At 72.0% G+C, this 11,698-nt stretch carries 9 protein-coding genes; 5 read left to right on the top strand and 4 right to left on the bottom strand.

The genetic code is table 11. The annotated features are described in order from the left end of the window. Positions 1 to 5 precede the first annotated feature (5 nt). Both IF88_RS0118415 and IF88_RS42145 read right to left on the bottom strand, forming a co-directional pair. Positions 6 to 1,205, bottom strand: coding sequence for a saccharopine dehydrogenase family protein (locus IF88_RS0118415; RefSeq protein WP_030712960.1), 1,200 nt, complete (start codon positions 1,203 to 1,205; stop codon positions 6 to 8). Between the two features lie 225 nt (positions 1,206 to 1,430). After that, positions 1,431 to 3,044 (bottom strand): PKD domain-containing protein, encoded by a 1,614-nt coding sequence (locus IF88_RS42145; RefSeq protein WP_051837100.1) that lies wholly within the window; start codon positions 3,042 to 3,044, stop codon positions 1,431 to 1,433. Between the two features lie 349 nt (positions 3,045 to 3,393). Between IF88_RS42145 and IF88_RS0118400 the strand changes: the two genes are divergently transcribed. Genes IF88_RS0118400 through IF88_RS0118380 form a run of 5 tightly spaced genes read left to right on the top strand, consistent with a single transcriptional unit; the run spans position 3,394 to position 10,211 of the window. Beyond that, positions 3,394 to 4,545 carry a CaiB/BaiF CoA transferase family protein gene (locus tag IF88_RS0118400; protein ID WP_051837099.1) on the top strand — a complete coding sequence of 384 codons (1,152 nt, stop codon included), beginning with the start codon at positions 3,394 to 3,396 and terminating at the stop codon, positions 4,543 to 4,545. Continuing rightward, positions 4,545 to 5,570 carry an LLM class F420-dependent oxidoreductase gene (locus tag IF88_RS0118395; protein ID WP_030712955.1) on the top strand — a complete coding sequence of 342 codons (1,026 nt, stop codon included), beginning with the start codon at positions 4,545 to 4,547 and terminating at the stop codon, positions 5,568 to 5,570. The genes IF88_RS0118400 and IF88_RS0118395 overlap by 1 nt, the downstream gene beginning before the upstream one ends. Before the next feature lie 11 nt (positions 5,571 to 5,581). Then, positions 5,582 to 6,724, top strand: coding sequence for an acyl-CoA dehydrogenase family protein (locus IF88_RS0118390; RefSeq protein ID WP_030712946.1), 1,143 nt, complete (start codon positions 5,582 to 5,584; stop codon positions 6,722 to 6,724). A gap of 47 nt (positions 6,725 to 6,771) precedes the next feature. After that, the gene (locus IF88_RS0118385) at positions 6,772 to 7,986 is read left to right on the top strand and encodes an acetyl-CoA C-acetyltransferase (protein ID WP_030712943.1); all 1,215 of its coding nucleotides are present in this window, start codon (positions 6,772 to 6,774) and stop codon (positions 7,984 to 7,986) included. A gap of 53 nt (positions 7,987 to 8,039) precedes the next feature. Further along, a complete protein-coding gene (locus IF88_RS0118380; protein WP_030712940.1) occupies positions 8,040 to 10,211 on the top strand; it encodes a 3-hydroxyacyl-CoA dehydrogenase NAD-binding domain-containing protein in 2,172 nt (723 codons plus the stop codon). Between the two features lie 49 nt (positions 10,212 to 10,260). On the opposite strand, the gene IF88_RS0118375 is transcribed toward IF88_RS0118380, so the two are convergent. Continuing rightward, complete coding sequence (locus IF88_RS0118375; RefSeq protein ID WP_030712938.1) at positions 10,261 to 10,935, bottom strand: maltokinase N-terminal cap-like domain-containing protein; 675 nt, start codon at positions 10,933 to 10,935, stop codon at positions 10,261 to 10,263. 11 nt (positions 10,936 to 10,946) lie between these two features. Next, the gene (locus IF88_RS0118370) at positions 10,947 to 11,675 is read right to left on the bottom strand and encodes a MerR family transcriptional regulator (protein ID WP_030712935.1); all 729 of its coding nucleotides are present in this window, start codon (positions 11,673 to 11,675) and stop codon (positions 10,947 to 10,949) included. Between the last annotated feature and the right edge of the window lie 23 nt (positions 11,676 to 11,698).

The raw sequence follows: 11,698 nt of genomic DNA, 5'->3' as shown, positions 1-11,698 counted from the left end.
GCGCGTCAGCGGGAGTCGGCCACCCGGAAGGTGATCCCCGCCTTCCGCAGGCGGTCGACGAGGGCGTCGCCCATCGCCACGGCCGTCGTCAGCTGTCCGGCGGCGTCCGGCAGGGCGTCGTAGGCCAGGCACAGCGCCGACTCCGCCAGCATCTTCGCCGTCTCGCCGTAGCCCGGGTCGCCGCCCGACACCTCGGTGAGCACCCGGCGGCCGCCGCCCTCGCCCACGAACCGCAGGCTGAACCAGCTGCGCGCGCGCCGTTCCGCGTCCGGCCCGGAGCCCGGCTCCCAGCGGTTCATCAGCCACTGCCGGGCCGGCGGCACCTGGGCCAGGGCCACCGTCGCGCCCAGCGCCGCCGTACCGCCGACCGCGACCGGGAGGTGCTTGACGGAGGCGTAGTGCCGGTAGCGGAAGTCCGGGCCGTACCGCTCCAGGGCGGCCGCCGACCGGGCCACGATCCGCGGGTCGAGGGTGGGCAGCGGCAGCGCCCAGGTGCCGGTCTCCCGGCTGAACCGCGGCGCGCCCGCCGGCCCGCGGGCCCGCCGCCCCAGCAGCCGGGGCTCGTGCAGCCGGCGCCGGCGGGCGGCCGCCAGGGTCTGGGGGCCGCGGGACAGCGCGGTCAGCGCGGAAGCCAGGGTCCCGCCGGAGAAGAGGGCGTTGGACCGGACGAACCCGTCGACCGTCAGCGGCACCCCCTCCGGCAGCTGCCGGACCGTGAAGTACGCCCCGAGGTCGGCGGGGATCGAGTCGAAGCCGCAGGCGTGGACGAGGCGCGCACCGGTCTCCCGGGCCCGCGCGTCGTGCTCCACGTACATCCGGTCCACGAACTCCGGCTCGCCGGTGAGGTCCACGTAGTCCGTGCCCGTGCGGGCGCAGGCGGCCACGAGGTCGGCCCCGTACCAGACGTACGGTCCCACGGTCGTGGCCAGCACCCGCGTGGACGCGGCCAGCTCGCGCAGGGCCCCGGCGTCGGCGGCGTCCGCCCGCAGCAGCGGCAGCGCCGCGCACGCCGGATCGATCGCGGCCAGCCGCTCGCGCAGCCGCCCCAGCTTCGCGAGGTCCCGGCCGGCGAGGGCCCACCGGCAGCCGGCGGGCGCGTGGGCGGCCAGGTACTCGGCGGTGAGCGCCCCCACGAACCCGGTGGCGCCGAAGAGCACGATGTCGTAGGCCCGTTCCGGCCGGTCCTGCGGGACCCGTGCGTTCATGAGCGCTCCTCCCAGGTGGGTGTCCGTGTGACGGTGTGACGGTGTGACGGTGTGACGGTGTGTCGGCGGTGCGGGTGGTGTCGGTCGTGCCGGTGGCCGAGGCTAGCGTGACGCCCCGCGGTCCGCGCGGGCAGGTGTGGCGGGAACCGCCCCTGATACGCGCAGCGCCCCGGGAACGGCCTTGCGGCCGCGCCCGGGGCGCTGCGAGAGCCACCTGCCGGTGGATCAGCCCTGCTGGTACAGGCCGAAGAGGTCGACGACGAGGTCGATGTCCTCCCAGCCCTGGTTCCAGAAGTCGACGATGCCGTTGCTCCCGGTGCTCGCCTGGACCAGGTTCGGGACGGTGTCGCCCTTCGTCCAGTTCAGGTTCGAGGAGTTGGGCGGCGTCGGCCAGAAGTCGGCGCCGTTGTCGTAGTCGTCCATCGAGTTCGGGTCCGGGGTGACCGTGAGGAACCCGTCGCCGTTCGTGTTGGTGACCGTGGAGTTCATCACGAAGCCCGTGATGCTCGGCGCGTTGTACGAGAGCGGCATGTAGACGTAGCTACGGGCGCCCAGCGGGCCCCAGCCCCAGGTCGCCGCGTCGCGGGTGTCGAGCAGACGCTCCGGCTCGAGCGGCACGAAGGCGCTCGTGCTGTCCTTGCTGTAGAAGCCCACGACGTCGACGACGACGTCGGTGCCCGCCCAGGCGCCGTTGAAGACGCTGATCTTGCCGTCCGCACCGACGGGCACGATCACCGAGTTGGCGATCGTCTGACCGGGGGTGAAGTTCAGGTTGGACGCGGTCGGGGTGGCGCCGCCGCCCGGGAAGACCGACAGGTGGCCGGCCTCCTTCGGGTTGGTGACCGTCACGTTGAGCGCCACGGCGGTGATGCCCTGGGGCACGCCGCGCAGGCCGCTGATCTGGGTGGAGAAGGTCTTGCGCCCGCCGAGCTGGCCCTTGACCGTGCCGAGGCCCTCGCGGGTGTCGACGAAGCGGGACGGGGTGATCGGGGTGTAGCCGCTGGACTGGGTGGAGCTGAAGTAGCCCGTGACGTCCGCGATCAGGTCGACCGACTGGCCGCCTCGGTTCGCCAGCTCGACGTAGCCGCTCTTGCCGACGGGCACGATGACCAGGTTCGGGACGGTCTGGCCGGCCTTGAAGTTGACGTTCGAGGTGGTCGGACGCTCGGTGCCCTCGGGGAACGCCGTGATGTGTCCGGCGCTCGTGGTGTTGGTCACCGTGATGTTGAGGACGACGGCGGTGACCCCGGCGGGGATCGTGCCGTTGCCGCCGACCTTCACGCGGGTCGAGCTGTACGGGGCGACCTTGCCCTTGACCGCGCCGGTCCCGTCGCGGGTGTCCAGCAGGCGGGTGGGCGCGTACGGGGTGAAGTCGGAGCCCTGGGTGACGAACGCGACCTCGTTCACGGCCGAGACGGCGTTGGCGGTGTCCTTGACGGTGACCTTGACCGTGTAGGAGCCGACCTCGGCGTAGGTGTGGTCCGTGGTCAGGGTCGTGTCGCCGGACGCGCTCAGCACGTCCGTCTTGCCGTCGCCCCAGGCGATGGTGACCTCGAGCGCGCTGGGGGCGCTCGTGATGACGGTGTCCAGCTCGACCCCGTGCGCCGTGGTGCCGTACGCGTACACGCCGACCGCGAGGTCGGGGTTGGCGGCGACGGACTGCGCCTGGGGGGCGGCGGCCGCCCCGGCCTTCGCGGCGGGCAGGGCCTTGCGGACCGAGCGCTCGGCGGGGCTGGTGAAGGCGTGACCCTTCGACTTGGAACCCTTGGTCTTGCCCAGGTCCAGGTCGGGAACGGTCGCACCGTGAGCGTCGGGCTGAGCCGGGTCGGCGTGCGCCACGCCCGGGATGAGACCAACGCCTGCTGCGATTGCGGCAGCGGAAATTACAAGTCGGCGACTGCGCACCGGCCCCCCATTATTTCTGGTTGAACGCTTGAACAAGTTCGAAATCGTGTTCAGAGTACACAGCCCCACGGCGATTGATCAGGGGGGTGGCGCTACATCTTGGCCTCGCTTTCGCCGATCCAAACACCAGGCGCCGACGGATACCGGCCCAACGCCGCCCGGGGGCTTGTGCTCGGTGGAACACGTTCCTAGCATCACCGGTGTTACATCAGTTGTGTCACACAGCCGCACACCACGGACACCATCCACGGACACCATCCACACGTCAGACGCTGGGGGCTCGATGGCAGTGACAGGCAACGGCGGCGGGGAAGCGCGCGGGCGGGGCCCGCTCGCCGGGCTGCGCGTGGTCGAGCTGGCGGGCATCGGCCCCGGACCGTTCGCCGCCATGCTCCTGGCCGACCTGGGCGCGGACGTCGTACGCGTGGACCGGCCCGGCGGCGGCGGGCTCGCGGTCGATCCGGCCTACGACCTCACCAACCGCGGCAAGCGCTCCGTCCTGGTCGACCTGAAGTCCGTCGACGGGCCCGCCCGCGTCCTGGACCTGGTCGAGCGGGCGGACGTCCTCGTCGAGGGGTTCCGCCCCGGGGTCGCAGAGCGGCTCGGCGTGGGCCCCGCCGACTGCCACGCCCGCAACCCGAGGCTCGTCTACGGGCGGATGACCGGCTGGGGCCAGCAGGGCCCGCTCGCGCAGACCGCGGGGCACGACATCGCGTACATCGCCGTCACCGGCGCCCTCGGCATGATCGGCAACCCGGGGGAGCCCCCGGCCGTCCCCGCCAACCTGGTCGGGGACTACGCGGGCGGCTCGCTCTACCTGGTGATCGGCGTCCTCGCCGCCCTCCAGCACGCCCGGACCACCGGCACCGGCCAGGTCGTCGACGCGGCCATCGTCGACGGCACCGCCCACCTCACCGCCATGATCCACGGGATGATGGCGGCCGGCGGCTGGCAGGACCGCCGCGGGGCCAACCTGCTCGACGGCGGCTGCCCCTTCTACGGCACCTACGAGACCTCCGACGGCGGGTACATGGCGGTCGGCGCGCTGGAGCAGCAGTTCTACGACACCTTCGTGGAGCTCCTCGGCATCGCGGACCGGGCCCCGGCCCGCAAGGACCTCGCCCGCTGGGGCGAGCTGCGCGAGGTGGTCGCCGCACGCTTCAGGACCCGTACGCGCGAGGAGTGGACGGCGGTCTTCGAGGGCACCGACGCCTGCGTGGCGCCCGTGCTCTCGCTGCGCGAGGCCCCGCACCACCCGCACCTGGCCGCCCGCGGCACCTTCACCGACTTCGGCGGGATCACCCAGCCCGCGCCGGCGCCCCGCTTCTCCGCGACCCCGGCCGCCGTCACCGGCGGCCCGGCCCGGCCGGGGGCGCACACCGAATCCGTGGCCGCCGACTGGGACGTACCGGCCCTGCTCCCGAAGGACGCCTGATGGAACTGTCGATGATGCTCGACTACGCCGGTGACCCGCGGCAGGCGGCGGACCGGGCGGCCGAGCTGGAGGCCGCCGGGCTCGACGCCGTGTGGGTGGCCGAGGCCTGGGGCTTCGACTCCCCGACGATCATGGGCTACCTGGCCGCCCGCACCGAGCGCATGAAGATCGGCTCGGCCATCCTCAACGTCTACTCGCGCACCCCCGGCCTCATCGCCCAGACCGCCGCCGGCCTGGACGCGCTCTCCGGCGGCCGGGCCCTGCTCGGCCTCGGCGCCTCCGGCCCGCAGGTCGTCGAGGGCTGGCACGGGAAGCCGTACGACAAGCCGCTCGGCCGCACCCGCGAGACCGTCGAGCTCTGCCGCAGGATCTGGCGCCGCGAGACGATCGACCACCACGGCATCACCGACATGCCGCTGCCCCCGGAGCGCGGCAGCGGGCTCGGCAAGCCCCTGAAGATCCTCACCCGGCCGGTGCGCGACGCGATCCCCGTCTACATCGCCTCCCTCGGCCCGGCCAACGTGCGGATGACCGCCGAGATCGCGGACGGCTGGCTGCCGACCCTCTTCATCCCGGAGAAGGCCGGCGCGGTGTGGGGCGGGCCCCTCGCCGAGGGCGCGGCCAAGCGGGCGCCGGAGCTCGGCCCGCTCCGGACCGTCGCCGGGGGCCTGCTCGCCATCGGCGAGGACGCGGCCGCCGTACGGGACATGGCGCGCCCGCAGATCGCCCTGTACGTCGGCGGCATGGGCGCGGTGGGCAAGAACTTCTACAACGACCTCGCCGTGGCCTATGGCTACGAGGAGGAGGCCCGGAAGATCCAGGAGCTCTACCTCTCCGGACGCAAGCGCGACGCGGCCGCCGCCGTACCGGACGAGTTCTGCGAGCTGATGACCCTGTGCGGGCCCGAGGGCTACGTGCGCGAGCGCGTCGAGGCCTTCCGGGAGGCGGGCGTCACCATGCTCAACGTCACGCCCGTCGGGCCCGAGCCGGCCCGGCTGATCGAAACCGTCAAGAACTGGCTTTAGGGAGCCGACCGATGAAACGCCAGATCTTCGACGCCGACCACGAGGCGTTCCGCGAGACCGTGCGCACCTTCCTCACCAAGGAGGTGCTGCCGCACTACGAGCAGTGGGAGAAGGACGGCATCGTCAGCCGCGAGGCCTGGCGGGCCGCGGGCCGGCAGGGGCTGCTGGGCCTCGCCGTCCCCGAGGAGTACGGCGGGGGCGGGAACACCGACTTCCGCTACGCCGCCGTGATCGCGGAGGAGTTCACCCGCGCGGGCGCCCCGGGGCTGGCCATCGGCCTGCACAACGACATCATCGGCCCGTACCTGACCTCGCTCGCCACCGAGGAGCAGAAGCGCCGCTGGCTGCCCGGATTCTGCTCCGGGGAGACCATCACCGCCATCGCGATGACCGAGCCGGGGGCGGGCTCCGACCTCCAGGGGATCCGGACCACCGCCGAGGACCGCGGCGACCACTGGGTGCTGAACGGCTCCAAGACCTTCATCTCCAACGGCATCCTCGCCGACCTGGTGATCGTGGTCGCCAAGACCACCCCCGAGGGCGGGGCGCACGGACTGTCGCTGCTGGTCGTCGAGCGCGGCGCGGAGGGCTTCGAGCGCGGCCGCAACCTCGACAAGATCGGCCAGAAGTCCCAGGACACCGCCGAGCTGTTCTTCCACGACGTCCGCGTCCCGAAGGGGAACCTGCTCGGCGAGCTGAACGGGGCCTTCGTCCACCTGATGACGAATCTCGCGCAGGAGCGGATGGGCATCGCGATGGCCGGCATCGCGGCCGCCGAGCACCTGCTGGAGATCACCACGCGGTACGTGAAGGAGCGCGAGGCCTTCGGCCGTCCGCTGTCCAAGCTCCAGCACATCCGCTTCGAGATCGCGGAGATGGCCACCGAGGTCGCGGTCACCCGGACCTTCCTCGACCGGTGCATCACCGAGCACTCGAACGGCGAACTGGACCACGTGCACGCCTCGATGGCCAAGTGGTGGGCCACCGAGCTGCAGAAGCGCGTGGCCGACCGCTGTCTGCAACTCCACGGCGGCTACGGATACATGACCGAGTACCGGGTCGCGCGGGCCTTCACCGACGGCCGCATCCAGACCATCTACGGCGGCACGACCGAGATCATGAAAGAGATCATCGGCCGTTCCCTCCTCGGCTGAACCTCCCCGGAACCCTTCCGCCCAGAACACTCCGAAAGGCTTGACCAGTGAGCACCGAAGCTTACGTATACGACGCGATCCGCACCCCGCGCGGCCGCGGCAAGGCCAATGGCTCCCTGCACGGCACCAAGCCGATCGATCTGGTCGTCGGACTCATCGACGCCCTGCGCGAGCGCAACCCCGGCCTGGACCCCGCCACCATCGACGACATCGTGCTCGGCGTCGTCGGCCCGGTCGGCGACCAGGGCTCCGACATCGCCCGGATCGCGGCCATCGCCGCGGGCCTCCCGGACACCGTGGCCGGCGTACAGGAGAACCGCTTCTGCGCCTCCGGCCTGGAGGCTGTCAACCTGGCGGCCGCCAAAGTCCGTTCCGGCTGGGAGGACCTGGTCCTCGCGGGCGGCGTGGAGTCCATGTCCCGCGTCCCGATGGCCTCGGACGGCGGCGCCTGGTTCAACGACCCGATGACGAACTGGGACGTCAACTTCGTCCCGCAGGGCATCGGCGCCGACCTGATCGCCACCATCGAGGGATTCTCCCGGCGCGACGTGGACGAGTACGCCGCCCTGTCGCAGGAGCGCGCCGCCGCCGCGATCAAGGACGGCCGCTTCGCGAAGTCGGTCGTCCCGGTCACCGACCGCAACGGCCTGGTCGTCCTGGACCACGACGAGTTCGTCCGCCCCGGCACCACCGCCGACACCCTCGCCAAGCTGAAGCCGTCCTTCGCGGACATCGGCGAGCTCGGCGGCTTCAACGCCGTCGCGCTGCAGAAGTACCACTGGGTCGAGAAGATCGACCACGTCCACCACGCGGGCAACTCCTCCGGCATCGTCGACGGCGCCTCCCTCGTCGCGATCGGCTCCCGCGAGGCGGGCGAGCGCAACGGCCTCACCCCGCGCGCCCGGATCGTCTCGGCCGCCGTGTCCGGCTCCGAGCCCACCATCATGCTCACCGGCCCCGCCCCCGCCACCCGCAAGGCCCTCGCCAAGGCGGGCCTGACCATCGACGACATCGACCTGGTCGAGATCAACGAGGCGTTCGCCGGCGTCGTGCTGCGCTTCGTCAAGGACATGGGCCTGTCCCTCGACAAGGTCAACGTCAACGGCGGCGCCATCGCGCTCGGCCACCCGCTCGGCGCCACCGGCGCGATGATCCTCGGCACGATCGTCGACGAGCTGGAGCGCCAGGACAAGCGCTACGGCCTCGTCACCCTCTGCGTCGGCGGCGGCATGGGCGTCGCCACCATCGTCGAGCGACTCTGAACCGTCCTGTCCCCAGACCCTCCTCCGCACGGACCGACACGAAAGCAGTGACCATGAGCGAGTCCACCACGATCCGCTGGGAACAGGACGAGACCGGCGTCGTCACCCTCGTCCTCGACGACCCGGACCAGTCCGCGAACACGATGAACCAGGCCTTCAAGGACTCCATCGCCGCGATCGCCGACCGCGCCGAGGCCGAGAAGGACTCCATCCGCGGCATCATCTTCACCTCCGCCAAGAAGACCTTCTTCGCTGGCGGCGACCTCAAGGACATGATCCGGCTGCGCCCCGAGCACGCGCAGCTCGCCTTCGACACCGGGACCGAGATCAAGCGCTCGCTGCGCCGCATCGAGACCCTCGGCAAGCCCGTTGTCGCCGCCATCAACGGCGCGGCCCTGGGCGGCGGTTACGAGATCTGCCTCGCCTCCCACCACCGCGTGGCCCTCGACGCCCCCGGCTCCAAGATCGGACTGCCCGAGGTCACCCTCGGCCTCCTCCCGGCCGGCGGCGGCGTCACCCGCACCGTCCGCCTCATGGGCATCGCCGACGCGCTGCTCAAGGTGCTGCTCCAGGGCACCCAGTACAACCCGAAGCGCGCCCTGGAGAACGGCCTGGTCCACGAACTGGCCGAGACCCCCGAGGACATGCTCGCCAAGGCCCGCGCCTTCATCGACGCGAACCCCGAGTCGAAGCAGCCCTGGGACGTACCCGGCTACAAGATCCCGGGCGGTACGCCGTCCAACCCGAGGTTCGCCGCGAACCTCCCGGCCTTCCCGGCCAACCTGAAGAAGCAGCTGAACGGGGCCCCGTACCCGGCCCCGCGCAACATCCTGGCCTGCGCCGTCGAGGGCGCCCAGGTGGACTTCGAGACCGCGCTGACCATCGAGGCCCGCTACTTCACCGAGCTCGTCACCGGCCAGACCGCGAAGAACATGATCCAGGCGTTCTTCTTCGACCTCCAGGCCGTCAACGCGGGCCGCAGCCGTCCGCAGGGGATCGAGCCGCGCACGGTGCGCAAGGTCGCCGTCCTCGGCGCCGGCATGATGGGCGCGGGCATCGCGTACTCCTGCGCCCGCGCGGGCATCGAGGTGGTGCTGAAGGACGTCAGCGCCGAGGCCGCCGCCAAGGGCAAGGCGTACTCCGAGAAGCTCCTCGACAAGGCCGTCTCCCGCGGCCGGAGCACCGAGGCCCAGCGCGCCGAGCTGCTCGCCCGGATCACCCCGACCGCGGACGCCGCCGACCTGGCGGGCTGCGACGCCGTCATCGAGGCCGTCTTCGAGGACACCGCCCTCAAGCACAAGGTGTTCCAGGAGATCCAGGGCGTCGTCGCGCCCGACGCGCTGCTGTGCTCCAACACCTCCACCCTGCCGATCTCCGGCCTCGCGGAGGGCGTGAAGCGGCCCGCCGACTTCATCGGGCTGCACTTCTTCTCGCCCGTCGACAAGATGCCGCTCGTCGAGATCATCAAGGGGGAGCAGACCGGCGACGAGGCCATCGCCCGCGCCTTCGACCTGGTCCGCCAGATCAACAAGACCCCGATCGTGGTCAACGACTCGCGCGGCTTCTTCACCTCGCGCGTCATCGGCCAGTTCATCAACGAGGGCGTGGCCATGGTCGGCGAGGGCATCGAGCCCGCCTCGATCGAGCAGGCCGCCGCCCAGGCCGGCTACCCGGCCAAGGTGCTCTCGCTGATGGACGAGCTCACCCTCACCCTGCCGCGCAAGATCCGCAACGAGACCCGCAAGGCCTTCGAGGCCGAGGGCCGGGCCTGGACCGAGCACCCCGCCGACACCGTCATCGACCGGATGGTCGACGAGTTCGGCCGCCCGGGCCGCAGCGGCGGGGCCGGCTTCTACACGTACGACGAGGCGGGCAAGCGCGCCGGCATCTGGCCGGGCCTGCGCGAGCACTTCGCCAAGCCGGACGCCGGGATCCCCTTCGAGGACATGAAGGAGCGGATGCTCTTCTCCGAGGCCGTGGACACCGTCCGCTGCCTCGACGAGGGCGTCCTCACCTCGATCGCCGACGCCAACATCGGCTCCGTCATGGGCATCGGCTTCCCGGCCTGGACCGGCGGCGTGATCCAGTACATCAACGGCTACGAGGGCGGTCTGCCGGGCTTCGTCGCCCGCGCCCGCGAGCTCGCCGAGAAGTACGGCGAGCGCTTCACCCCGCCCGCCTCCCTCGTGGAGAAGGCCGAGCGCGGCGAGACGTACGGCGACTGATCCCGGCCGCCCCGGCCCCGCCCGCGAGCGGGCCCGGGGCGGCCACCGCCTACCGGCCGGAGTCGGCGAGGAAGGCGAACGTCGTACGCGCCTCGGCGCCGTCCGGGGCGGACCAGCGGGCCAGCACCCGCCCGCGGACGCGGTCCGCGGCGGGGGCGGGCCCCGTACGCAGCTCCCGGGCCATGGTCAGGGACAGTACGGGCCGCTCCAGCCCCACCGGGCCCACCGTGACGACGGTGCCGTCGGCGGTGTCCGTCACGAGCCCGGGACCGGTCAGGCCCGCCGGTACCCCGGCCCCCTCGGAACGGATCTCGACCGTCGGGTCGGGAACACCGCTCTCGCTCTGGTTCTGCGCCGCGCCGCGGCCCGCCAGCAGCGCGAGCAACTGCTCGACCAGGACCGGGTCGTGGGCCCCGTCGTAGATCCAGCGGCGGCCCAGCACCCCGTGCTCGGAGGTGCCGATCAGGCCCTCTCCCGCGCCCTCCAGGGGCGCTCCGCGGTAGGTGAGCGGGACCTGGTAGGTGACGGGCGTGTCTCCCGAGGTGTCGGTGACCACCATGAACTCGATGCCCACCTCGCCCTCGGGGTCGTCGAGCCGGAAGCCGCCGGCCTTGGCGAGAGCGGCAGGTCCCTTCGCGCCCCGGTACCAGGGCCGCGACGGGAGCCAGTCGGCGAGGAGTTCGAGTTTGCCGGGCGACATCGTGGTGCGGTGAATGACTGCCATGTGCCCTGAACCTACCCGGATCCGGAGGCGAACGCCGCCCGCAACTCCTCGCGCAGGGACCGCTGGAAGGCCGTCACCAGGGCCTGGACCACCATCGGCTGCATGTGCGCCGACAGCGCCTTCATCGACTCCACCCGCTCCGGATCGCTCTCGTCCCGCGTGAACGGGCCCCACACCTCGTCCCGGAACAGCGCCGTCAGCTCGTGCGCGGCCGACCTGGCGTGCTCCATCAGCACCCTGCGCGCCGCCAGGATCGTCTCGTGCGCGATCGGCACGTCGAGCAGCGCGACCCCCAGCCGCAGCAGCCCCACGTCCACCCGGAACCCGTCACCGGAGGAGGCGAGCACGTTCATCGCCGTCAGCCGCCGCACGTCGGTGTCCGACAGGGCCCGCCCGGCCCGCTTCTCCAGCTCCTCGCGCGAGACCTCCCGGGCCGCGTCCGGAGCCCAACTGGCCACCATCGCCCGGTGGATCGCCAGGTCGTGGGCGCTCAGGTCGTCGGGCAGCGCGTCCAGATAGCGCTCGATGGCGGACAGGGTCATGCCCTGGTGCTGCAGCTCCTCGATCAGGGCCAGCCGGGACAGGTGCTCCGGCCCGTAGTGGCCCACCCGACGAGGGCCGATCACGGGAGGGGGCAAAAGCCCGCGGGTGCTGTAGAACCGTACGGTGCGCACGGTGACACCCGCCCTGGCCGCCAGCTCGTCGACGGTGAGCATCGGCTCGGTTGCCTGGTCGGCCATCGTCTGCGCCTCGCTCTCTGCTC

Origin of the sequence: Streptomyces sp. NRRL F-2580 (assembly GCF_000720115.1) — a bacterium.
GTDB lineage: Bacteria > Actinomycetota > Actinomycetes > Streptomycetales > Streptomycetaceae > Streptomyces.
This window is presented reverse-complemented; position numbering and strand designations above follow the sequence as displayed.